This window comes from Verrucomicrobia bacterium CG1_02_43_26 (assembly GCA_001872735.1).
Lineage (GTDB): Bacteria > Verrucomicrobiota > Verrucomicrobiia > Opitutales > CG1-02-43-26 > CG1-02-43-26.
Genome location: MNWT01000005.1, coordinates 251,458 through 275,414, shown reverse-complemented (window position 1 = coordinate 275,414; position 23,957 = coordinate 251,458). Strand labels below are relative to the sequence as shown.

The 23,957-nt window shown below is 45.1% G+C and carries 22 protein-coding genes, 1 tRNA gene and 1 pseudogene; 15 read left to right on the top strand and 9 right to left on the bottom strand.

Going from position 1 to position 23,957, the window contains the following annotated elements; all coding sequences use genetic code 11:
• The first annotated feature begins 114 nt into the window (after positions 1-114).
• Positions 115-2,115, top strand: a complete 2,001-nt coding sequence (locus AUJ82_02135) for a hypothetical protein (GenBank protein OIO60792.1) — start codon at positions 115-117, stop codon at positions 2,113-2,115.
• A gap of 27 nt (positions 2,116-2,142) precedes the next feature.
• Here AUJ82_02135 and AUJ82_02130 read toward each other — a convergent pair whose 3' ends face one another.
• The 4 genes from AUJ82_02130 to AUJ82_02115 all read right to left on the bottom strand — a co-directional run bounded on the left by AUJ82_02130 (position 2,143) and on the right by AUJ82_02115 (position 6,659).
• Positions 2,143-3,198 (bottom strand): Holliday junction DNA helicase RuvB, encoded by a 1,056-nt coding sequence (locus tag AUJ82_02130; GenBank protein ID OIO60791.1) that lies wholly within the window; start codon positions 3,196-3,198, stop codon positions 2,143-2,145.
• A 12-nt stretch (positions 3,199-3,210) separates the two neighbouring features.
• Positions 3,211-4,506, bottom strand: coding sequence for a UDP-N-acetylglucosamine 1-carboxyvinyltransferase (locus tag AUJ82_02125; protein ID OIO60790.1), 1,296 nt, complete (start codon positions 4,504-4,506; stop codon positions 3,211-3,213).
• A 59-nt stretch (positions 4,507-4,565) separates the two neighbouring features.
• On the bottom strand, positions 4,566-5,477 hold the full coding sequence (locus AUJ82_02120) for a hypothetical protein (GenBank protein ID OIO60789.1): 912 nt from the start codon (positions 5,475-5,477) through the stop codon (positions 4,566-4,568).
• A gap of 144 nt (positions 5,478-5,621) precedes the next feature.
• Positions 5,622-6,659, bottom strand: a complete 1,038-nt coding sequence (locus AUJ82_02115) for a hypothetical protein (GenBank protein OIO60788.1) — start codon at positions 6,657-6,659, stop codon at positions 5,622-5,624.
• Between the two features lie 104 nt (positions 6,660-6,763).
• Between AUJ82_02115 and AUJ82_02110 the strand changes: the two genes are divergently transcribed.
• From AUJ82_02110 to AUJ82_02100, 3 genes are read left to right on the top strand one after another with little or no spacing between them, the layout of a single operon-like run.
• Positions 6,764-7,861 (top strand): hypothetical protein, encoded by a 1,098-nt coding sequence (locus AUJ82_02110; GenBank protein ID OIO60787.1) that lies wholly within the window; start codon positions 6,764-6,766, stop codon positions 7,859-7,861.
• 6 nt (positions 7,862-7,867) lie between these two features.
• A complete protein-coding gene (locus AUJ82_02105) occupies positions 7,868-9,211 on the top strand; it encodes a hypothetical protein (GenBank protein ID OIO60786.1) in 1,344 nt (447 codons plus the stop codon).
• A gap of 5 nt (positions 9,212-9,216) precedes the next feature.
• Complete coding sequence (locus AUJ82_02100) at positions 9,217-9,810, top strand: hypothetical protein (protein OIO60785.1); 594 nt, start codon at positions 9,217-9,219, stop codon at positions 9,808-9,810.
• 9 nt (positions 9,811-9,819) lie between these two features.
• Here the strand turns inward: AUJ82_02100 and AUJ82_02095 are convergent, their stop codons facing one another.
• Positions 9,820-11,514 (bottom strand): ABC transporter permease, encoded by a 1,695-nt coding sequence (locus AUJ82_02095; protein OIO60784.1) that lies wholly within the window; start codon positions 11,512-11,514, stop codon positions 9,820-9,822.
• Positions 11,515-11,645: 131 nt separating this feature from the next.
• Complete coding sequence (locus tag AUJ82_02090) at positions 11,646-12,614, bottom strand: hypothetical protein (protein ID OIO60783.1); 969 nt, start codon at positions 12,612-12,614, stop codon at positions 11,646-11,648.
• A gap of 174 nt (positions 12,615-12,788) precedes the next feature.
• Between AUJ82_02090 and AUJ82_02085 the strand changes: the two genes are divergently transcribed.
• The 5 genes and pseudogenes from AUJ82_02085 (at position 12,789) to AUJ82_02065 (ending at position 16,916) form a co-directional block, all read left to right on the top strand.
• Positions 12,789-13,316, top strand: coding sequence for a hypothetical protein (locus AUJ82_02085; GenBank protein OIO60782.1), 528 nt, complete (start codon positions 12,789-12,791; stop codon positions 13,314-13,316).
• Between the two features lie 184 nt (positions 13,317-13,500).
• Positions 13,501-14,575 (top strand): annotated as a pseudogene (locus AUJ82_02080) (hypothetical protein).
• A gap of 4 nt (positions 14,576-14,579) precedes the next feature.
• Positions 14,580-15,608 carry an epimerase gene (locus tag AUJ82_02075; GenBank protein ID OIO60781.1) on the top strand — a complete coding sequence of 343 codons (1,029 nt, stop codon included), beginning with the start codon at positions 14,580-14,582 and terminating at the stop codon, positions 15,606-15,608.
• A 75-nt stretch (positions 15,609-15,683) separates the two neighbouring features.
• The gene (locus tag AUJ82_02070; GenBank protein ID OIO60806.1) at positions 15,684-16,487 is read left to right on the top strand and encodes a hypothetical protein; all 804 of its coding nucleotides are present in this window, start codon (positions 15,684-15,686) and stop codon (positions 16,485-16,487) included.
• A 12-nt stretch (positions 16,488-16,499) separates the two neighbouring features.
• Positions 16,500-16,916, top strand: coding sequence for a hypothetical protein (locus AUJ82_02065; protein OIO60780.1), 417 nt, complete (start codon positions 16,500-16,502; stop codon positions 16,914-16,916).
• Here AUJ82_02065 and AUJ82_02060 read toward each other — a convergent pair.
• Positions 16,917-16,991, bottom strand: a tRNA-Arg gene (locus tag AUJ82_02060). It abuts the gene before it with no gap.
• Positions 16,992-17,109: 118 nt separating this feature from the next.
• Here AUJ82_02060 and AUJ82_02055 point away from each other — a divergent pair.
• The 3 genes from AUJ82_02055 to AUJ82_02045 all read left to right on the top strand — a co-directional run bounded on the left by AUJ82_02055 (position 17,110) and on the right by AUJ82_02045 (position 19,020).
• Positions 17,110-18,216 (top strand): hypothetical protein, encoded by a 1,107-nt coding sequence (locus tag AUJ82_02055; GenBank protein ID OIO60779.1) that lies wholly within the window; start codon positions 17,110-17,112, stop codon positions 18,214-18,216.
• Between the two features lie 94 nt (positions 18,217-18,310).
• Positions 18,311-18,712 carry a camphor resistance protein CrcB gene (locus AUJ82_02050; GenBank protein ID OIO60778.1) on the top strand — a complete coding sequence of 134 codons (402 nt, stop codon included), beginning with the start codon at positions 18,311-18,313 and terminating at the stop codon, positions 18,710-18,712.
• On the top strand, positions 18,709-19,020 hold the full coding sequence (locus tag AUJ82_02045) for a hypothetical protein (protein OIO60777.1): 312 nt from the start codon (positions 18,709-18,711) through the stop codon (positions 19,018-19,020). Before AUJ82_02050 ends, AUJ82_02045 begins: the two co-directional genes overlap by 4 nt.
• A gap of 172 nt (positions 19,021-19,192) precedes the next feature.
• Here the strand turns inward: AUJ82_02045 and AUJ82_02040 are convergent, their stop codons facing one another.
• Together AUJ82_02040 and AUJ82_02035 are read right to left on the bottom strand one after the other, a co-directional pair.
• Positions 19,193-21,325: a ferrous iron transport protein B gene (locus tag AUJ82_02040; GenBank protein ID OIO60776.1), complete on the bottom strand. Its 2,133-nt coding sequence runs from the start codon at positions 21,323-21,325 to the stop codon at positions 19,193-19,195.
• Positions 21,326-21,342: 17 nt separating this feature from the next.
• Entirely contained in the window at positions 21,343-21,576 is a 234-nt protein-coding gene (locus AUJ82_02035) for a hypothetical protein (protein ID OIO60775.1), read from the bottom strand.
• A gap of 338 nt (positions 21,577-21,914) precedes the next feature.
• Between AUJ82_02035 and AUJ82_02030 the strand changes: the two genes are divergently transcribed.
• From AUJ82_02030 to AUJ82_02020, 3 genes are read left to right on the top strand one after another with little or no spacing between them, the layout of a single operon-like run.
• The gene (locus AUJ82_02030) at positions 21,915-22,145 is read left to right on the top strand and encodes a hypothetical protein (protein ID OIO60805.1); all 231 of its coding nucleotides are present in this window, start codon (positions 21,915-21,917) and stop codon (positions 22,143-22,145) included.
• 8 nt (positions 22,146-22,153) lie between these two features.
• Entirely contained in the window at positions 22,154-22,603 is a 450-nt protein-coding gene (locus AUJ82_02025; protein ID OIO60774.1) for a hypothetical protein, read from the top strand.
• Position 22,604: 1 nt separating this feature from the next.
• Complete coding sequence (locus AUJ82_02020; GenBank protein OIO60773.1) at positions 22,605-23,870, top strand: beta-ketoacyl synthase; 1,266 nt, start codon at positions 22,605-22,607, stop codon at positions 23,868-23,870.
• Positions 23,871-23,957: the final 87 nt, after the last annotated feature.

Genomic DNA, 23,957 nt, shown 5'->3' with positions numbered 1-23,957 from the left:
ACATAATACTATAACATAATACTATAATTAAATACTATAATTAATATAAATATGTTAAGTAAATGTATAAACTTTTCAGATAAATCATTAATAAACTTTAAATAAATCAAGAATATGCAAAATACAACAAGAACTCCCTTTGGCCAAACAAGAACTCCTTTTGGGCAAACAAACGTACCTTTTGGGCAAACAAATGTGCCTTTTGAACAAAAAAAGGAAACGACTGTTAATGACAAGAATACCAAATCTATTATATTAAATAATAGCGAATGGGGAATTTGTCATAGCTTAAAAAAAGGGGCAAGCGCTCTTTATGATTGGGTATTTGGAAGCCCTGTCACTACAAAGCTTGAAAATCGAGTAATCGAAGTGGAAAACAAGAAAGTTGAAGCTAGAAAAATTCTGGTTGAATTTAAAGATAAGGAAATTGAGTTTGATTTCGTTGATGGGCCTATAAGTGAAGATGAGATGCTGTTTAAGTTGCAGCATACTGCTAGTCTTTTAGAGTCACTAGGAAAGACTATGGATGAGGACGCTATTCAGGAGAAAGTATGTTCCTTGATGCAGACAGTGCTTTTGTTGCAAACAGTAGAGAGTGTGACTGATGGTGCTGAGAATGTAGAAGCATTTAAAGATAAATTAATGAATAATATCTACTTCTTTAATACTATAGAAATGGCTATTAATGAAGATGATGAGGTAGATGCCGAAGCATTTAAAATTCAATTAATGCACGCTTTACTTTTCTTGGAGTCATCAGGGTTTGACATGGGAGAGAAAGGTTTTGACGATTTTGACAAAGAAGCGTTTATGAGTCAATTAATGGGTGGAGAACTTTCTTTGGCAGGAATAGAGAATGATAACAACATCAATGAAGTAGAAGTCCAAGAACAAGTTATTGAAGAAACAAGTATCGTTACAACAACGCCGGAGCAAGAGGGCTGGATGAGCTGGGCAGGTAGTAAGATTAGTTCGGCTTATAACTGGACAGTGGGCAATACTTCTGAAACAAAGCTGACAGACAGAAACGTTTCGGATCAGAAAAAGTCTGAATATAGTCCATTTGTAAGGTATACGGTAGGGGCAGTAGGTGCCGTTGCAGGGTATTTTTTAGGTAAAGAAGTAGGTAGCTATTTAGATAATTGGTATACCTTTGGTTTGGCGAAAACAATAGGCGCTACTTCAGGAGCTATAGGTGGGTACAAGGCTGCTATATACTTGCTTGAAAACGGTAGTATTGATGGAACAATTGCAATTGCTAAGGGTATGGCTGCTGGGCTGCTTGTCGGCATGGCTTCCGTAGTGATTATGGGATTGTGCGGGCTAGCGCCGGTGCTTGCTGGATCAATGGGCGCGATTGTATGCTTGCTTATTCTTTCAACGCTGGTGGGTGGTTTGGTTGCTTATCAAATAAGGCAATATACTGCACCTGCAATCAAGGAAAACGTTACTGAAAATACGAATAATGTTACAACGACATCAAACTCGGAAGGCTGGATGAGCTGGGCGGGCGGTAAGATTGGTTCAGCGTATAATTGGACAATGGGCTACGATTCTGAAAAGAAGATCACGGAAAGAACGATTTCGGATAAGAAAAAGTCTGAGTACAGCGCATTAGTGAAATTTGCCGTAGGAGCGATGGGAGCCATTGCAGGATATTATTTAGGTAAGGAACTCGGCAGCGCTTTGGATTCGTGGTGGACATTCGGCTTAGTGGAAAAACTGGGTGGCGCTACAGGAGCTTTAGGTGGATACAAGGCCGCTATATACTTGCTTGAAAATGGTAGTGTTGATGGTGCGATCGCAATGGCTAAGGGAGCAGCAGCTGGATTGCTGGTTGCAATGTCAACGGTAGTACTTATGGGATTATGCGGGCTGGCACCGGTGCTTGTTGGATCAATGGGCGCGATCGTATGCTTACTTCTTCTCTCAACGCTGGCGGGGTCTTTGGTTGCTTATCAAATAAGACAATATTATAGTGAACCAACGGAAGATTTAGTGCCTCTGCAAACTGAAGAGAAGTTAGAAGTTGTCAGCGATAATAATAACGCCACAACTACATCAACGACAGAGACTGAAAATTGGTGGAGTGGTTTGACGATAGGTATAGCGTAAATTGACTGTACTGTTGCGAAACAAAGCTTAAAGAAAATGAGCCTGTTGAGAATCGCTTGGCGGTGTCATGTTCATGATTTGCCAGGCTTTAGGGGTAAGAATGCGTCCTTGGGGTGTTCTCTGCAGATAGCCCTCTTGGATGAGATAGGGCTCATGGGCTTCTTCGAGGGTATGGGTTTCTTCACCAACCGCTATAGCAATTGTATTTAGCCCAACGGGACGGCCTTTGTAGTTTTCTGCCATGACGCGTAGGATACGTTTATCCATTTCATCGAGGCCCTGGGCATCGATTTCCAATAGTTCGAGGGCTGCAATGGCTAAAGGCTTTGTGATGGTACCTTTGCCCTTTTGTTGAGCATAGTCACGCGTAAAATAAATCAGATTGTTTGCAATACGGGGTGTGCCGCGGGCGCGAGCGGCAATTTCGAGGGAAGCATCATTGTCTATAGGGACATCGAGGAGGTTGCAACTGCGGAGAATGATTTTTGTGAGATCCTCCTTGTTGTAATAATCCAAGCGCGTTTGTAGGGTAAAACGGCTCCGTAATGGGGCGGAAAGGAGGCCAGTGCGGGTGGTGGCTCCGATGAGCGTGAACTGAGGAATGTTGAGACGGATGCTGCGTGCATTAGGGCCTTGATCGATCATAATATCGATACGAAAGTCCTCCATAGCGGAGTAAAGGTATTCCTCGACTGTTTTGGGCATGCGGTGTATTTCATCAATAAAGAGTATATCGCCCTTTTCGAGGTTTGTGAGCAGGCCAGCTAAATCTCCCGGCTTTTCTATAACAGGGCCTGAAGTGATACGGACATTAGTCCCCAGTTCATTGCCAAGAATCCAGGCAAGCGTGGTTTTGCCCAGGCCAGGGGGACCGCTTAGCAAGATATGATTAAGGGCATCCTCGCGCGCTTTAGCCGCGCCGACCATGACTTTTAGGCGTTCCAGGGAACGCCTTTGGCCGGTAAAATCATCAAAAGAAAGCGGGCGGAGTTGATTTTCCGCATGAGGGTGGTTGTTAGCTAACGCACTTTGAAGAAAAGTTGTGCCGGTTTCGCTTTGAAGAGAGGGGCTAGACGTTTCCATAAAATGAGAATGTTAAGCAACGTGCGCGGGCATATCCTTGTCTGCCATGCGGTTAATGACGGCACCTAGGGAACGCAGTTTGTTATCAATATTTTCATAACCACGATCCAGGTGGTAGATGCGCTGAATCCAGGTCTCTCCCTGAGCTATTAAGCCAGCGAGAACCAAAGCAGCACTTGCCCGAAGGTCTGATGCCATAACAGGGGCGCCAGAAAGGTGATTTACCCCATTTATGATCGCACTAGCACCCTCAATAGAGATATTTGCGCCCATGCGAAGTAACTCCGGAACATGCATGAAACGATTTGGATAAATACGCTCGGTGACAATACTGATACCTGGCGTGAGTGCCATAAGCGTTGTCATTTGAGCCTGCAAATCTGTCGGAAAACCCGGGAAAGGAAGCGTAATGATTTCCAATGGTTTGAGGCGATCTAAAGAACCACGAGCACGGACGGTTTGCGAATCAATGATTGTGATATCCGCATTGGCTTCTTCGAGTTTATGTAAAAGAGAACGCATGTGGCGTACTTCAGTGCCCTTTACCGTAATGTCATTTTTGCCTAAAAGACCGGCAATGATGAACGTACCCGCTTCAATACGATCCCCACAGACGCTGTAACGGCAGCCATTTAGTTTTTCTACCCCATGAATCGTGAGGTAATGCGTGCCTAGGCCCTCAATTTTTGCCCCCATCAAGAGTAGCATTTGGCAAAGATCTTCGATTTCCGGCTCACAAGCGGCGCTATCGATACGCGTTGTTCCCGGAGTAAGAACAGCGGCCATAATAAGGTTTGCGGTTCCTGTTACTGTGCTGCCATGGCGACCCCCTAAAAAGATATCAGAGCCCTTCATGCCGCCAATACCATCGAGATAGACGTAGCCATTGTTGATATTGACAGAAGTACCCAATTTGGAAAAGCCCTTGAGGTGGAGATCAATAGGCCGTTGCCCGATGATGCAACCGCCCGGTAAAGAGACGATAGCTTGGCGTAGTCTGCCAAGTAAAGGCCCCATGAGGCAAACAGACGCACGCATTTGGCGAACCAAATTGTAAGGAGCCTTATGTGTAATGTTTTTTGCTGTGATTTCCCAAGTGCCCGGTACCGTTTCCGCAACCTCTGCTCCTAAATGCTCCAGTATTTGAGCCATGAAGCGAACATCGCTTAAGTTAGGCACATTTTCAATAACACACGTTTCTTCCGTTAGCAGTGTGGCTGCAAAAATGGGTAAACAGGCATTTTTCGCGCCACTAACATTAACCGTACCCCACAACGGATTTCCACCAATAATTTGCACAACATCCATGGGAAGAATTACAAATTAAAATAAGGTGGTCGGCAAATGAAATATTTAAGATTTCTTGATTAGTTCGCGTCAGGGCCTTGTTGCTTACGTGGAGGACGGTTATGCCCATCTGGTTTATGCCTGTCGCCAGAACGATCGCGATTATTCGGACGGTTATAATTCTTTCTAGGCCCGCCACCTTGTTTGCGAGAGGAATAAGGGCGCCTTCTACGTTGATCATAAGGGCGATACTGCTTCTCTTCTTCCTTTTCCTTACGCCCAATGAGCTTAAAGAAAGTTGCTTTTACAAATTGGAAAAAGTTGCTTGGGCGTTGCGGCTGCCTTTTGTGGTGATGTTCTCTGCCAGGTTGGCGTTCACGGTTGGATTGGCGCTCGCGGCCAGGCTGATCATCCCTTGAAGACTGCGCTGAACGCTCCTCCCTTTCTCGTGGTTGGCGATTACGGTTAGAACGACGCTCGCGGTCGGGCTGTTGCTGGTCATCCCTTGAATATTCGTCTCTTTCCCGCGATTGGCGTTCCCTAGGGGCTTGCCTTGGGTAGTCTTCCCGTTCTCTTGGCTCGCGTGCTTCTCGTGGTTGACGAGGTTTGCGATCATAGGAAGGGCGATCCCGCTGAACGTAAGCAGGTTTTTCTTCTGATGAGTCGTCCTCATTGAAAAGTGATTCAGGATTAGTGACTGCTTCCGGGTGTTCCTTTTGGAATTCACTGACTTCCTCAATGAAATTCTTTTGTGGAATGTGGAGGTCTTCCGATTTTGCCGGAGGACGCTCATCTTGATGCGGCTGGTTAGAGGCCCGCTTGGCGGGCTTCCAACGAGAACGTAAATTAGATTTTTGAGCCGAAGACGGTTGGGACGGTTTATGTTCTTTATTGTGTTCGCCTGAAGAATTTGCTTCGGTACCTGGTTCGTAGTAATGACTTGGGTGAGATTTCTTTTTCTCTTTACCCGTATTGTCTTCAAAATCTGGCATGATGAATAGAGTTTAGTATTTTCTGATAGGTTATAATAGATTTCTTCCTAATGAATGAACCATATATATGCGAAATATACAACGGGATCAATCTAATAATTTTCGCGGTATTTTTCCCTACTATTGATCAAGGATGGCGGACGATCAATTTTGGCCGGATTTATCTTCCAGTTTTTTCTTATGACGGGCGAATTCGCGCATATTGACGGCCACATCGTCTTTCTCGAAGATTTCCTCACCCAGGATGTTTTCCATGACGTCTTCAATCGTGAGGACACCCGCAAAAGAGCCAAATTCATCTACAATAATGGCAATTTGCTGATGTGCTTTTAGAAATTCCTTAAGCGCTGCAGCCAAGGTGCCCGTTTCCGGGAGAAAAAGAGCCTTATGCATGAGCGATTTTACCTGAACTTGCGTCTTCTTTTCGGAGTGAGCTTTTAGAATATCCCGACGACGGATGATGCCAATGGCATTATCGATGTCCTCTTCATAAACGGGCATGCGAGCAAAGGGGATATTGGGGTACTCACGCAGGACATCCTCTAGAGACATGCAATCCTCTAGGGCGGTGACAACGGTACGCGGTGTCATGATTTCGCTGATAACACGATTATCCAGGCCTAAAGCGTTAGTAATGAGAGCTCTCTCTGTTGGTGACATCGTTCCTTCAAGCGTACTTTTATCCGCTAAGAGAATGATTTCCTTGTCGGAGGTGTGCATGATGTTTTTGCCCGGCACCAATAAACGCACCGCTAGTTTACAGGCCCTTGAAATCGGCAGCATAACCAATCGCACCAGGCGAATTGCCGGGACAGCAAAATCCAGAAGGCCATGGCGGTAAATGACGCCTATGTTCTTGGGGATAATTTCTGAAAAGAGCAAAATACCTAAAGACATACCGATGGAGAAGTATAGTAAACTATCGTCACCAAAGATCTGGGTGGCTAGACCCCCAACGAGGACAGCACCTAAAGTATTGGCAATGGTGTTAAGGGCAAGAATGGCAGAGCTGGTCTCTTCTATGTCCTTTTTATAATGGTACATTTTTTTTCCACGAACAGGATTCGTTCGTTTTAAGTCTTCGATGTCTGCGGCAGACGCACTCAGCGTGATCGCTTCGAGGAGAGAACAGAATGCAGAGATGCTAATAGTGCAAACGATGGCAATGACAAGATTTAACATTTTATTTTACAAAAAAATGCATGTTGATGGGAAAAAATGATTTCCGTAATTCATATTTATATGCTTTATTATTGGCTTAAACGATCCCATCTTCAAGATAAAACATGACTGAGACCCTTAGTAAAACTCCCTTACATGAATTTCATGAACGACACGGGGCAAGATTTGTTCCTTTTGCCGGTTGGCAGATGCCGGTACAATATACCTCTATTATTGAAGAACATAAAGGAGTGCGTGAACAAGCCGGGTTATTTGACGTAAGCCATATGGGCGAAGTCCTGGTGCGAGGTTCGCAGGCCGGGATGTTTTTAGACTATATTATGACGAATGCTATCAGCAACCTTAAGCCTGGAAAAGCAGTATACTCGTTAATGTGCAATGAAAACGGGGAAGTCATTGATGATGTGATTGTAACGTGCCTCAATATCGCAGAATACATGGTATGCTTAAATGCCTCCAATGCGCAGAAAGACATTATTTGGATGCTTGACCAGAGTGTTTCTTTCGATTGCCTTATAAAAGATGTGTCCCTGGAATACGCCTTGTTGGCCTTACAGGGGCCGAAGGCACAAGCAATTTTGGAAGCAGTTACGAGTAAGGAATGGAAGCACTTGAAACGATTCCATGTGGAGAAAGTGGAAATAGATGGAATAGAAGTATTGGTGAGCCGTACCGGTTATACGGGAGAGGACGGCTTTGAGCTCTATTGCCCCTGGGATGAAGGAGGTATGCTTGCCGAACTCATTTATGAAAAAGGTAAATCCTTGGGGTTGATTTTAGCAGGATTAGGCGCACGGGATAGTTTAAGGCTTGAAGCTGGTTATCCTCTCTACGGACATGAGATCAGCGAGACCGTTGGCCCTCTTGAAGCGGGCTTAGAATGGGTCATTAAATGGGGTAAGAAAAATGATTTTATTGGCCGCATGGCCTTAGAAACGCAAAATTTGAACGCAGGGGTAACCCAGACCGTTGTCTTTTACATTTTAGATGATCGCCGCATAGCACGGGAAGGAGCGGAAGTGTTTTCCGGAGATGAGCTTGTTGGGCGCGTGCTTTCCGGAAGTTTTTCCCCCATGATCGGCAAAGCCATAGGAAGCGCATTGATTAAAAAAGCGTATGCCGCTAGCCAAGATCTGTGTGTTGATATTAGGGGAACCAGACTGCCTCTGCAGATCAAAAAGCCACCTCTACACAAATCATAAACCGTTATGAATCTGGATTATTTTGGAACAGATGGAATAAGAGGGCGATATGGATCAACCTTCTTTACGGAAGCTTTTGTCAAAAAGCTTGGAGTGGCGATTAAGCATTTTGTAAAAGAACGCAGTGAGGGGGAGAAAGTAAAAGTCATTATAGGGCGTGACACCCGAGCTTCAGGGCAAGAAATAGAGAACCACTTTATTTATGGGTTAGCAGGAGATCGAGTCGAGATCGTTCGTTTGGGTGTGTTGCCGACACCGGGAGTATCTTTATTGGTAGACGGGCTAGATGCGGACATGGGGGTCATGATCACTGCATCGCATAATCCGGCGAGTGATAACGGATTAAAATTCTTTAATAAAAGCGGGATGAAGCTGTCTCGCGAAGAAGAACGTGCAATTGAAGAGAGGTTAGGGGCAATTGAAGTGCCTGTAATATCAGGTGATGGCGAGATCCAATCATTGGATGGAGCAGACTTATACGCAAAGACCTTTCTTAGCTTGTTTTCTAGTACTTATTTTCACAACTTAAAAATTGTTGTAGATGCGGCGAACGGAGCGATGGCAGGGATCAGCCCCGAGGTGATGCGCTCCTTTGGCGCAGAGGTTATAGCAATCGGAGATCAGCCAGATGGCAATAATATAAATGATTGTGTGGGAAGTGAGTTTCCCCAGCATTGTCGATCGGCGGTGATGGAGCACAGTGCGGATATCGGGATCGCGCATGATGGGGATGGGGATCGGCTATTAATATGCGATGAACATGGGGACGTGGTGCCCGGGGAAGTTGTCATGGGTGTGATTTCCAAGTATTTGATCGATATGGAAAGCCCGGGGAGCAAAACGCTTGTGACAACGGTACAAAGTAATTTAGGCCTAGATAAAGCGATTAGAAAAGCAGGAGGAAGGGTCGCCCGTGTAGATGTGGGGGATAGAAATGTTGCTTACAAGATGCTTGAACTGAAAGCCGATTTTGGCGGAGAGAGCTCTGGGCACTTGATCTTTTTTGGCCATTGCATGAGCGGGGATAGTCTATTTGCGGCATTGATGTTTATGAGTATTATGCGAGACAAGCGTAAAAGCGTGAGTCAGTTAGCGTGTGAAATACCCCTTTTCCCGCATAAAGCAGCAGCCGTTGTTGTTGCGGAAAAAAAGCCCTTGGAGACGCTAGAGGCGCTCAATCAAGCTCGTGCTAAATGGGAAAACTTCTTTGGCCAAGAAGGTCGACTTCTCATCCGCTATTCGGGAACAGAGCCCAAGCTAAGGTTACTTGTGGAAGGGCAAGATGAACAAAGCGTTAATCAAGCAATGCAATCGTTGTTAGATGCGATTCAATCGGATTTTAATTTGTAGGTACCATGGTAGAAGAGGTTGAAATAGAAGCTCTTGATTCACTGTTGCAGGATTTCGCCGCTCGTGCGAAGAAAGCCCTTTTAACGAAAGATTATGATTACGCGATAGAGACGCTCCACTTCTTATTATCCAAAGAGCCCGGGTGCTTAGCTTTGCGTGTGTTGCTAGAAGAAGCTCGCGAAAAACAATTATCGCAAAAAGGAGTTACCCGTCGATGGCGGGATAAACTGGTTGGTGTAACGCATTGGGGCTGGTTTCTGCTTTTTTGGAAAAAGAAGCCCTATAAGGCGTTAGCTGTACTGGAGCGCTTGAGAGATGCTTTTCCTGAAAATCTTTATTACACCAGACGTTTAGGCAAGCTTGCCCAGATGCTTGGCTTGAAGACAACGGCATTACATCTTTATGAGACCGTGTGCGATCAAGAGCCATCTCATGTGGAAGGTTTGTTGGATTTAGCAGAGGCGTGGCTTGCAAGTGGCCATGTGGAAAATGCGCAAAAAGTGGCTCTGAAAGCCTATCGATTTGCGCCTGGGAATATCCGAGCTGAAATTGTTGCCCAGCGGGTGACCGTTGCTGCTATGGCTCGCGTTGAAGCGTAGTTACTGTTGTTAAACCTTGAAGATGGAGCCGAGGTTCTTCCCTAAGAGTAAGGAAGCGCCCACGATAGTGACGGCAAGAAAAGCCATTGCCCACACGCCTAATGCGCAAGCAATGAAAGGCCCATCGCCGAGCAAATTCATGAGCACGTAAATGGCTTTTGTGATCGGGTAAAATTGCTGCTTTTGAGCCAGAATAAGAGAGTCGGATACTTCGAGCATTGTTTGGGAGAAGACCAACAAGCCACCGGCCATGAGGTTGGCAAGGATAAGTGGGATGGTAATCTTGACGCTCGATTTTAAAGGGGAGCAACCGAGGTTTTGGGCGGCTTCCTCGTACGTGCTACTGATTTGCTGAAGACCGGATATGGCAGAGCGCACCATGAACGGAAGTTTGCGGACAGCGTAAGCTATAATCAGGAGTGCGGTAGGGTTTTCAACCGGATTAAGGAAAGAGAAAAAGTTACCCTCTTGGCTCATGGCAAGATAGCCGAATGCCATGACGATACCCGGTACTGTGAGCGGGAGCATTGCTACGGCATCAAGTATATTGCGGCCCGGGAGCTTTGATCTTACGATTACGAAGGCGATACCGATGCCCAGAAAAACGTTTAGTAATGTTGCGCAACCCGAGTAGAATAAACTGTTCTTGATGGAAGGCAGCGTGTAGTGGCTGCCCAGGGCAATTTCATAATTACCGAGCGTCCAGCTAGAGGGGAGGATGGATTGATACCAGTCTGATGAAAACGAAATCAAGATCACAGAAATATGCGGCAGGAGCGCAAAAAAGATGACTGTGCTAAATGCTAAGAAGCACCACAGTTTTCCCCAAGGGCCAAGAAATTGTGTGGATTTCGCCTGATTGGCTTTGGCCATCATCGTGAATGGATTTCGGCCGAATAGACCTTTGCCCATAGCGTATACCATAAGGGAAAGCATGAATAAGACGACAACAAGGGCGTAAGGGAAAGGGTCGTTGCCTAGGTTTTTAAGGCCGTGAAAAATTTGTACAGATGTGACGCGACTGTAGTCAAATATAAGCGGAACACCCAGTTCGGTGAACGACCAGATGAAGACAATGGTGCATCCCGCAAAGAGACCCGGGCGAATTAACGGGAGGGTGATTTTAAAGAATTTGCGAAAACGATGGCAGCCAAGATTTTGGGCAGCTTCTTCCAACGCGGGGTCAACATTAGCCAGGGAGGCAACTGCATTTAAATAAAGGATGGGATAAAGACTAAGGGCGTTTACGATGATGATGCCCCAGAATTGACCTTCGCCCAGCCAGTTGATGTACTCATGGGGGGCCAGGAGTCCTATCTTTTGTAGGATGACATTAACAGAGCCGTAGGGGCTTAGTAGCTGTCTGATGCCAATTGCGCCCACGAAAGGCGGGAGCATGATAGGCAGCAAAACAAGTGCCATGAAAAAGCGTTTGCCGGGGAAGTCGTATTTATCCGCTAAACGGGCTAATGGGAGCGCTATCAGTAAGGCGAAGAGGGTGGAGAAAAATGCGATGCCTAAAGCGTTGCGAAGCCCCTCCACGTAAACTTCATTTTTAAAGACTTCCTGTATGAAGGCGAATGTGAATTTCCCATCGATGTCGTAGAACGCACCGGTGAGCACTTGACATATTGGCCAAAGGAAGAAAATAGCGAAGAAAAATATCGTTACTAAGTAGATTGGTATAGATAGTCTTTTGGTCATGGCGCTGACTTAATCTAAACTATTTTTCACAAAAACAAGTTATTGACGAGTTTAAAGTAGCATAATTCATCTTTTGATATCAACTTGCGCATGAAAGAGATACTAAAGGGATACAGTATAGCCTGTTTGCGTTAAACCAGTTGCCCAAAGGCCAGAGAATGTTCTTCTATGAACTTAAGCTGGCTGTACAGAAATTCCATCTTGGGGAGAGTGACTCCTTGACTTTTGGCACGCCTGATGGGTTCTTTTATTAAGGATTCAATTTCCAGTGGGCGCTTTAAGTCAAAATCTGTTTTCATACTGGTAGGATAGGGCTCCATATGTTGCGTGCTACGCATCCATTGGTTAACGAGCTCTTCGGAGATATCTCTGCCTTGGGATTTTGCCGCGGCAACGATTTCCAGCATCAATTCGTTAATCATGGTACAGCTATTTGCGTTGGTCAGTAGTTGTTTGGAATTGGCGTTGAGGACAACTGCAAGGGCGTTAAAGGGGATGTACCATAGCAGTTTTTGCCAACGGACGGTTTGGTAGTCCTCCTCGAGTGAGCATTCAATGTCAGCGCTTTTAAGGATAGATTCGAGTTTTTCCAGTCGAGGGCTAATACCTGCAGGTTCGTTGCTTACGGTATAGTCGGCAAGGGAAATGAGCCCGTAGTCTAGGTGCATGATGCGGTTTGGGGAAGTTCTCTGAACGATTATAAAGGGGACTGCGGTGATGATTTGGCTTGGTTTAATGTATTTTTCAATTTTCTCTTCAGTGCCAAAACCGTTTTGCATAACGAGAACAGCACCATTTGGTTTTAGAAAAGAAGGCAGTTGGGATAAAATGCTACTATTGTCCAATTGAGGGCTTTTGAGTGTCAATAAAACATAATCACATTTAGGCATTTGTGCTAAGTCATTCGTTAGATGAATCGGTTCTACTTGAAAATCACCCTGAGGAGATTTTACAGAAAGGACCTTTTCTTTTTCAATGGCTTTGTAGTGGTATTCTTCAAAAAAGGTGACTGAATAGCCAGCGTTTTGAAGTTTAGCTCCATAAAAGCCACCGATATTGCCTAGGCCTATTACGCCAAAAGTCAACTTTTCGGAATTCATTTATTTACAAGGGGTTATTGGTTTTTATTTTACAAGTCAGCGATTGAAAATACCAGTACATAATAGTGTGAACCTTGCTGAGCTCTTTGGTGAAGCATCTGAATGGTATGGGGTTGCATCAGTGTAAGTTGTTGTTTACTATTTGAATAGAATTCGTTAACCCCCTTTGAATGTATGCGCAGAACCCATGTTACTACAGAGCCTTCCGTGCTTTCTGAAAAAAGATCAGCGGGAAACAAGTACCTCATTTTCCGTGTTGATCAAGTGAGTTATGGGATCAGTATTTTAAAGGTAAAGGAAATCATTGGACGGCAGACTATTACCCAAATACCCGAGACGCGTGATTATATAAAGGGTATTATTAACTTAAGGGGGAAAGTGATTCCTGTCTATGATCTACGGGCTCGCATGCATAAGCCAGAGCGCTCTCCAGCCGAATCTACCATTATAGTAGTAGAGAAAATGAGCGAAGACAACCTGGTGTTGGCCGGGTTATTAGTGGATGCTGTGAGTATTGTTTCGCATATCAACAAAGAAGATATCGAACATTTGGATTTACCGATGGAGCACCAGCATAGCCACTATGTGGTGGGAATTGCCAAAGAGGAGAATCATGAAACAATTTTACTGGATGTAGAGAAAATGCTCTCAGACGAGGATACAGAAGCGCTTATTGATGCCAGCAGCGTTGATTACTTGTAGAAACGTTTTATCGCTATTTGGGGAGCGATTACGTTGTTGAATCTTTGGCGGACAACTCTCAGCTCTGGTCTCGTTGTGCTCGAAGAGCTAATGTGTAGGATGAAAAAAGTTGCCTTTAGAGCGGGAGAAAGCTAGATTGGCGCTTTGAATTTGTTATCCCCAATATAAAAAATTACATCTTTAAATGAATTTCCCCAATAATTTAGTGTTAGTGACGGGAGCGTCTGGCTGGCTGGGGCATGGTTTGCTGAATGCCCTCGTTAACGGAATCCCAGAAGTGGAGTCCTTAAGCGGGCTCAATAAAGATTTGAAGATACGTGCCTTTATTGAGCGTGGTTTAAAGGTAGATGCCTTGAAGGAGAAATTTCCCTCAGGTGGAGTATTTTTATGGCGACTTAAGGGATAAGGATGATTGTGAGCTTTTTTGCTCTGGCGCAGAGGGGAGCATTTTATTCCATCTGGCGGGGTTAATTCACCCAAAGCGCATACAAGATCTCTATACCGTGAACGTGGAATGCACAAAAAATATCCACAAGGCGGCGGAAAAGTGTAAATTGAAACGCGTGGTGACAATGTCATCTAATTCCCCTGTAGGCTGCAATTCGAATAAAACGTGTTTATTTGATGAAAACGCACCGTATCGTCCGTATATGCATTACGGTCGCGCAAAGCGGGAGATGGAAGAGTACATCATTGGGGTTCAGAAAGCAGGAAAGCTAGAGACGGTTATTGTAAGAGGAACCTGGTTTTATGGCCCCTATCAACCTCAAAGGCAGTCCTTGTTTTTTAAAATGATATGCGATGGTAAGGCACCCATTGTGGGATCAGGCGACAACCTACGCTCGATGTCTTATATTGAAAACCTCTGCCAAGGCCTTATCTTGGCTGCTTTGAGTGAAAAAGCGAACGGTCAGATTTATTGGATCGCAGATGAGCGACCTTATACGATGAACGAGATTGTCGATACCGTTGAAAACCTTTTGGAGAAAGAGTTTGGGCAGACCTGCGCGCACAAACGCATGCGATTGCCTGGGGTAGCCAGCGAAGTGGCGCTGATGGTTGATCGGTTACTGCAAACAGTTGGCCTTTACCATCAAAAGATACATGTGTTATCAGAAATGAACAAAAATATAGCCTGCTCTGTCGAAAAAGCCAAAAAGGAACTCGGCTACGCACCTAAGGTTGATTTGAAAGAAGGGATGCGCCGTAGCTTGAAATGGATGCAAGATAGCGGGCAATTTGCTTCTACCTTCCAGTAATATAATGCGACATTTGGTAACAGGCGGTTCCGGTTTTTTAGGTAATTTGATTGCTAAGCGTTTGCTTGAAAAGGGCGAGCAGGTACGCGTCTTGGATGTCTGGGAAGACAAAGATCGACCTGCTGAAATCGAGTACATTGAATGCGATATAAGAAATAGAGCGGGCGTAAAAAAAGCGATGGAGGGGATAGACATCGTTCACCACACCGTGGCCCTCGTTCCCTTGACCAAATCTGGAGACAAATTTTGGGATGTAAATGTTAACGGAACACGTATAGCCGCCGAGGTTGCTGTGGAAAGTAAGGTAAAGGCCTTCATACATACGAGTTCCAGTGCGATTTTTGGTGCCCCCAACGTTTGCCCCGTGACGAATGACACCCCTTACCGCCCCGTGGAAATTTACGGCAAAGGCAAATTGGCCGGAGAGCTTGCCGTGCGAGAAATTTGTGAGAAAAATAACCTGCCCTTAATCGTAATTCGCCCGCGCACCATTTTAGGGGAAGGCAGACTGGGCATTTTCGAGATCCTGTTTGATTGGATACGCGATAATAGAAAAATCTATATCATAGGCCCGGGAACAGGCGGTTTCCAATTTGTGCACGCGCATGATTTAATGGATTTTTACATGTTGGCGCTATCCAAAGAACAACCAGGGATTTATAACGTGGGGGCGGCAGAATACGGCTCACTGCGAGGAGATCTGGCAAACTTGATCCAGTACGCGAAATCCACTTCCACCATCGTGAGCATTCCAACTTGCCTGGCTATGGGGGCGCTTAAGCTGCTTGATGTGATTAATATGTCTCCATTAGCACCCTGGCATTACCTAACCTATCATAAGCCCTTTTATTTTGACGTAAAACCCTTGTTGTACATGGGTTGGAAGCCAGCCTATTCCAATGAGCGGATGTTGCGAGAAAGCTATGACTGGTTTTTAGAACACCCCCAAGAAGTGTTTGAGACGACAGGCAAGAGCCCGCATAGAAGCGTGGTTAAGCAGAAAATTTTGGGGCTATTAAAGAAAATATCTTAACGAAGCATGATAAAAGATTACATAATCCTCCTCAGGCCACAGCAGTGGAGCAAGAATTTATTTTGCTATGCCGGTTTGTTCTTTGGTATTAGAGGTCTAGAGAATCTAAACGCTTGGGTGTTGAGCACCTTCTTGTTCATTGTGTTCTGCGGGCTATCGTCATCGCTCTATGTGTTAAACGATATTATTGACCGTGAAAAAGATAGAGCGCACCCTAAAAAGCAATTTAGGCCGATTGCGCGAGGGGCGGTTCCTGTCCCTAACGCATTAGGATTAGGCATTGTTTTGTTTGGGCTCTCTATATGGGGAGCGTGTTATTTGGGATCGGTTGTGTTTTGGGCTGTGCTTTTGTATGCGCTCAATAATATTCTATACACTTTTTGGCTAAAACACTGGGCGATTGTAGACTGCATGTCTATTGCCTTTGGTTTTATCTTTCGTTTGTTAGCCGGTATATACGTTATCGGCCAATTCCCGACAGCTTGGATATTAGTGTGTACTTTCTTCCTGGCGCTGTTTTTGGTATTCGCAAAACGGTATTCAGAGCTGTGCAATACAAAGAAATTCGATCAACGGCCTGTGTTGGATTATTATTCCATGCCCTTCTTAAGATCTCTGTTAAATGGAACGGCTAACATGGCCATTATATCCTATGCCCTGTTTACGATAGAATCGGATAAAAGTAGCCTGTTGATCATCACAATACCTATTGTATTTTTTGCGATTGCCCATTACAAGCGACTGGTAATGGTGTTAGAAAAAGGAGAGGAGCCGGAAGTGATCTTAATGAAAGATTGGAAAATGCAGGTGGCGATTGCCCTGTGGTTAGTGTCTTATTTTGTGATCGAGTGGTTTAATTTATCAACAACGTTATATTAGGAGAAAGCGATTATGTATTATTGGTTAATCCCCTTAGTGGCCTGGTTTTTGACAGGCATAGTAAAATTTTCGATTAATACCATTAAATACAAGGAGCTCGCTTGGAAATATATTGGCTATGGGGGGATGCCCAGTAACCATAGCGCAATTGTCGGATCGATCTTTTTCTACATAGGGCTAAAAGATGGCTTTAATACGCCGATGGCGGGCATCGCAGCTACGATGCTGTTTATTGTTGTGATGGATGCGTTGAGTTTACGTAAGAATATAGGTAAACAGGCCAGTGTGCTGAATAAACTGACTTTTGGGAAACTGGGGGGAGAGGACAAGCCGTTAAGAGAATCTATTGGGCACAAGCCACTGGAGGTGGCGGCGGGGTTGCTCTTAGGCTTTGTTTACGCCGTGGGGTTCTGTTGGCTATTCGGCTAATGGTGCTCCCGCCGGGACTCGAACCCAGATTTTCAGCTTCGGAGGCCAACGTTCTATCCATTGAACTACGGGAGCAAGCCGTTTAAAGAAAGGTAAATGTCTTATATTTGGTGGGATGAGTCAATTGAATTTTGGGGGCCCAGCTCCTTCGAATCTGCTTGGATTCCCTTTTAGCCTGTGGCAGGGTATTAGCATGAAATTTATTGCAGCCCTGTTGTCGATTGCTCTTTTTTGTGGAATGCTAAACGCGGATGAGCTGTCTGAAAAGATCGCCCAGATGTTTATTGTAGGCTTTGATGGCGGATCGTTCTCTGAGGGCAGCCTCGTAGCTAAAGCCATTAAAGAGCAAAAAGTAGGGGGATTAATCTTCTTTGCCCTAGAGGGTCGTAATATTAATGACCCCGGACAACTGAAGCAATTAACGACAGATATAAAAGCGTATGCCAAAGAACATAACCCAACGCTCTTGCTGGCCATTGATGTGGAAGGCGGTTGGGTGGATCGCTTATCCCCACGCCAAGGGTTTAAGCACCGCGTAATTATGGCCAAGGCACTTGGCGAGCTGAATGACCCGCAGTTTACCTACGAATATGCTCAAGAATTAGCGGCCTTGCTTGAAGAGTATGGCTTTAATATGAACTTCGCTCCCGTTGTGGATTTGGACGTAAACCCTGTTTCTCCTGCAATTGGTGGCTTAGGAAGAAGTTTTTCTAAAGATCCAAACGTTGTTGCTAGCCAGGCCAAGGCGTTTATAAAAGCATTTCAAGAGAAACGTATATTGACGAGTTTGAAGCATTTCCCTGGTCATGGTAGCGCAACTACAGATTCTCATAATGGGTTAACAGATGTAACTTATACTTGGCAGGCGGAGGAACTCGAGCCCTATCGCCAGCTAGTGGGCTCTGGTTACTCCGATTTGGTAATGGTCGGGCACGTGGTTAACCGGAATTTAGATAATACAACCATCCTCACAATGGCAGGCGAGCCATCTGTTGTGCCAGCGACCCTTTCTAAAAAAATGATTGGGGGTATATTGCGAGATGATATCGGATTTCAAGGCGCTGTCATTTCAGATGACATGACTATGGGCGCCATTGCGGATTTGTATGATTTTAGGACAGCTTTGAAAAACGGTATCAATGCGGGTGTAGACGTGTTTATCTTGGCAAACCATCACGGTAAAGACCAAACCGCCGAAGCGATTGCCCTTGTTTACAATCTCGTGGAGAAAGGGGATATTCCTAAATCACGCATTGATGAAGCATACGAGCGTATCATGAAAATGAAGACGCGAATGTAGGCCTGGCCAGTTGTAATCGGTAATGCATTGACTTAGAAGAAGCCTGGGGATATCAATAAAGGGAGTTTTTATCCCCTTGAAGCATTATTACAATATGCGCAGTTTGAACGATATATTTTCGAGCGTCAGTTTGCTTATATTTATAGGCTGTGGCCTGGGCGGGGTTGCTCGTTACTGGATATCAAATTTTTCTCATTGGATTTTTGGAAAACAATTTCCGATTGGTACGCTTGTCGTTAACGTGAGCGGCTCGTTAATTATGGGCTTTTTGTTTGTTGTTATTTTTGATCGGTTTAGTGGAATGCATCAAATTTTCCGGCCATTGCTGTTAATCGGTTTTTTAGGCGGCTATACTACTTTTTCCTCGTTTTCAATTGAAACAATCGGCTTGATCGAGTCTGGTAGCTATTTAGGGGCAATGCTTAATATTGTATTAAGTGTTGTTTTGTGCGTAGCCGCAGCTTGGGCAGGCGTTATTTTAGGACGGCAAATATGAAGAAAGTAAAAGTTATCATGGTACGCATTTATTTAACAGAGGCAGAAGAAGCCGTCAAAACGGTTATTAAATACCTGAAGGATGATGTTAAAGTGCGAGGGATATCTGTTTTTCGAGCCATACAAGGCTACGGAGAGATGGGGGAACATACCTCCTCCTGGATTGATTTGTCGCTAGATTTGCCGATCGCAATCGAGTTTTTTGATCACGAGGATAAAGTGAAACCCGCCCTTGATCATCTGTCCCATATAGTAAAGCCAGAGCATGTCGTCTTTTGGGAAGCTTCCGCAAACGATAACGGGAAATAAGCCTGGTTTCCTTATGCCTTATCTTTCAAAATAGGCGGCTTGCATTTGCAGGCGTTTGTTTTCATCAGGCAACCAATCTTTTTCTTTCGCCTTCTTTGTATAAGGGTGAAAAGCGCCAGCCCGACAAGCGAGATCACGATGACATGTTGGAAATACTGATCTATCATAACAACTACAGCTGGTTAATCCAGAGGCCTCCTTGGTATACGATTAAAGATGCCAGGTAGGCAAAGCCGGTCATAAAGAAGAATTGGAACGCAGGCCATTTCCAGCTATTCGTTTCTCTTCTTACGATTCCAAGGGTGCTCATGCACTGCATGGCGAATACAAAGAAAATCATAACACTCATGGAGGTCAATGGTGTATAGATGGGCATGCCGGTGGCATTTTTTTGCTTTTGCAAAACTTCAGGCAGGTGGTCTTCTTGTACATTTTCGGCGTTATACAGGATGGCCATGGTGCTGACAAATACCTCGCGGGCAGCAAAAGAGGCCACCAAGCCTACGCCGATTTTCCAATCAAAGCCAAGCGGCTGTATGACAGGCTCGATCGCCTTGCCTATTTTGCCTGCATAGCTTTGGGCAAGTTGTATGGGTGTCGTATCTTGTTCCTGAAAATGGGCATTCGGGTAAGATACCAAAAACCAAAGCAGAATAGAAAGGGGGAGGATGACCGTGCCGGCATTTTTAAGAAAAACAAAGCCGCGGTCTAGCATATCGATAAAAGTGTTCTTAATCGAGGGGAGACGATAGGGTGGCAGTTCTATAAAGGAAGTGCCGGATTTTCCCTTAAGGAGCGTTTTTCTGAAAATCCAGGCAAAAACAAACGCAGCCGCGATGCCCAGCATATAGAAAAGAAAGAGAATCAAAGCCTTCATGCCCGCGGAGGCTTCCTTGTTGGGGAAAAGCGTGCCGATCATGAGTAAATAAACCGGCAAGCGAGCGGAACAACTCATCCACGGAGCAACCAGTATTGTTGCCAGGCGTTCTTGAGTGGAGGCGATGGTTCTCGTTGCCATGATTCCCGGTATGGCACAGGCAAATGAACTGAGCAACGGGATGAAGGACTTGCCCTGCAATCCGACCCGCCGCATGACCTTGTCTAACAGAAAAGCCGCTCGTGGCAAGTAACCGCTAGACTCTAATAACCCTATAAAAAAGAAAAGGATCATGATTTGGGGCAGGAAGACCACGATGTTCCCCACGCCCACAATAATTCCGTCTGCAATCAGCCCTTTAATCGGTCCGTCCGGGAGTATGTTATTGGCGGTAGCAGATAGGTATTGGAAAAAGGTTTCTATCAGCGCCTTTGGGTATTCTGCGATGCTGAAAATGCTCCAAAAGATGCTCGACATGACGACCGCAAAGACCAACCAGCCCCAAGCCGGGTGAAGGATAAAATTATCAATTCGTTCAGAAAAGAGGCGTATCGGGCGATCTTGCTTTTTAACCGCGTGCGGGAGAAGTGCATTAATGGCCTTGTATCTCGATTCTATAATCAGCGTGCTCCAGTTCGGTAGGGCGCGGTTTAAGTGTTCCTGGCAGCCCTTGACGATGTGGTAGGTTTCGATGGATTCGTCTTTGATGTTAGGGTCTTCTGTCAACATCATGAGCGCTTGGCCCCTGGCTAGGCGAATATCTTGGCCGACTTTTTCTACCAATGTCGACTGGATGCTCAGAACCGCTTCCGCTATTGGTTTAGGAAGATCAATGTTCCAGTTGGGCTGAGGGATTTTACTGCGGCTCATGGCCACCTTTAGCGCAATAATGCCATTATTCTTATGCGCTTCCGTGGGGATGACCGGTATGCCAAAGGCCTTTTCTAGATGGGCGATATTAATTTCTTTACCCTGGCGTTGCGCCACATCCATCATATTTACAACCAGGATCATCGGTAGCCCAAGTTCTGCTACTTGGCTAGCGAGGTATAAATGGCGCTCTAAGTGAGAGGCATCAACAACACATATCACGCGATCTGGTTTTGGTGTATTAGGCCGCCTTCCCAAGAGCACATTCTTAAGAATCGCTTCATCAGGTGAGTTTGCCATTAGGCTATGGGCGCCCGGGAGGTCTATAATCTCCATGGGCTGGCCATGCTGAGAGAAACAGATACCTGTTTTTTTCTCAACGGTGACCCCTGAGTAATTGGCAACCTTTTGCCTCAACCCTGTGAGTTGATTGAAAATCGTTGTTTTTCCCGAATTCGGGTTCCCTACAAGTGCGTAGACAGGATTTTTCTTAGGCGGCAGCTGACTGTTTTGTTGCTTTTTGCCGATCTGCTTGTTTTCTAAAAATGCGGGAAACATGGATAAAGAAGCAGGTGCTAAATGCTTACTGAGATGAAAGAAGCCTCGTCTTTACGCAGGCATAAATGGGATCCCCGTACCTTGATTTCCAAGGGATCCCCCCAAGGGGCGCGGCGGATGAATTCAAAGGGGGTGCCAGGGAGTAGACCTAATTCTTGAAGGCGAGTCATTAAACTGCAGGCCGGGTCGATCGCTTCAATCGTTCCTTTGTCTCCAGGGTTTAACTCGGTTATTGTTTTTAGGATAGCCATATTGATATATATAGAATGATCTTGGAGTTATTATGGTTTATTGAGACTGGATTTCAATAAAATTAATAAAGATAGTAAAGGAAATATGCCCTGTGCCTATTGGTTTAACAGAAGCGCGATGGGGGAGTTCTATTTCTACGGATTTTTATTATTTACAAATCGTGAAAATCTGATATTTATATCAGTTTATGAGTTCTATTTCTGATAACACTTTTACGCCTGAAGCTGAGGCTGATTTAAGGGAATCTCTCAAACGTTGCAGACCCGAGATTATAGAAGCTGCTGTGCATTATCGCCGGACACGAGACCCTAAGGAGGCGCCTAAGATAGTTCTAGGCATCATTGAGCGATTTTTAGAGCCGGAAATGCGATCCAAGCTGCAAGTAGAAGATTGCGACGATCTTCGCATGATTGATGACCTAGGGGTAGATTCTCTGATAATGGTCGAAATTGTGATGACAATCGAAGAGACTTTGAAATTATCCATTCCTGATGAAGAACTTCGTGGCCTGCAATCCGTTAAAGATGTGAAGGATTATATTAGCCAGAAAATTAAGGGGTCAGCGTAAAGTGCTTTATGGAAATGGACAGAGCGCGTATTCGATCTATTTTGCCCCATCAGGAGCCATTTTTATTCTTAGATAGCGCTACGTTAGAGGAAAAGACTGCTTCGGGGCTTTATCAAGTTACCGGAAGCGAAGATTTTTTAAAAGGTCATTTTAAGGAGGAACCGATATTCCCTGCTTCTATTATGATGGAAGCGTTGGGGCAACTTGCGGTTCTCTTTTTATTGACGACAAAACAACCGGAATTAACGATGCCGGTGGATAATAAACGAGTCATGTTTACCTCATCAGATCGCTTGAGCTGCCATAATGTATGTCGCCCAGGGGATTTATTAGAGATGAGAATACAATTGAAACGAGTACGTCCTCCTTTAATGCGTTTTGATGGTTATATTAGGAAGGATGGAGAGAAGGTGCTCTCTGTTGAGGGGTTGACATTAGCATTTGATTTTTTGAAGTAACATGAGGCGGGTTGTTGTAACAGGATTAGGGTTTGTAACCAGTATTGGTAATGATAAAGGTACCGTACTTAAGAATTTACGTGAATTAAGACATGGCATAGAGCTGTTTCCCGAATTTCAAAAAGATAATATACCGGTAAAATTGGCTGCAACCATTAAGGGTTTTAATACAAGCTCGATTCAGCCGGAGGATTGGACGGGCCCACCCGATTTAAAACTGCCTCTTAGCGTGATGCGTGGTTTATCTCCTCACGTATTTTATTCTTATTATGCGATGAACCAAGCGCTCAAAGAAGCCGGTTTGACTGAAGAGGAGATTTCTAACCCCCGTACTGGCTTATATACGGCATCTTCTGGCTCCACGTACGTTATGTGGAATCATCTCGGGAAAATGTTTGAGAAAGGTGTGATGCGTTGTTCGCCAACAAGTATGATTGGAGGAATCGTAGGCACATTAAACTTTAATTTAACAGCAAGTTACCATATACGCGGCTCGTCCGTCGGATTTGCATCCGCTTGTGCTTCTTCCGGCCACGCATTAGGACATGCATACGACCAAATTAAGCAAGGTTTTCAAGATCGGATGATTGTTGTAGGGGGAGAAGATTGTACCCTCGTTAATATTTTACCTTTTGCGTCTATGCGGGTATTGAGCACCTCAACCAATCCGGATAAAGCATCACGTCCTTTTGATAAGAATAGAGACGGTTTTGTGGGTACCGGAGGCGCAGTTGTTGCCATTTTAGAAGAAGAGAGCCTTGCGAAGGCAAGAGGAGCCAATGTTTACGCCGAAATGATGGGCTGGGGCCAAGGCACAGATGGTTATCACCCGGCTAAACCGGACCCTGAAGGAAAGGGTCTGCATGATGCTATGAGCAACGCACTCAAGTATTCCGGAGTAGATCCTAAAGATATAGACTACATTAATGCCCACGCTACAGGAACTTTCCCTGGTGATATAGCCGAATTGCAAGCAATTGAAGGTATATTCCCTCACGCAAAGTACCAACCCGCTATTAGTAGCACTAAGGCATTGACGGGACATGGCCTATCCTTGGCGAGTATCATGGAGTCTGCCTTCAGTTTGTTAGCGATTAAAGAAAAATTTATTCCCGGATCCGCTAATATTGAAGAATTAGACGAAAGGGCAAAGCCTTACAACGTGATAACAGAAACCCAAGATAAGGCGCCTCGCTATGTTTTAGCTAACAGTAGTGGCTTTGGCGGCGCGAATGTTGGGTTGATTTTTGGCCAATATAACGGCTAAATGGGATCGTGGACAGCAAGCCAATAGCAAGACGTGTCTTGATCCTGACTTCGAGTACCGGGAGTGGGCATGATGCGCGTGCTTACG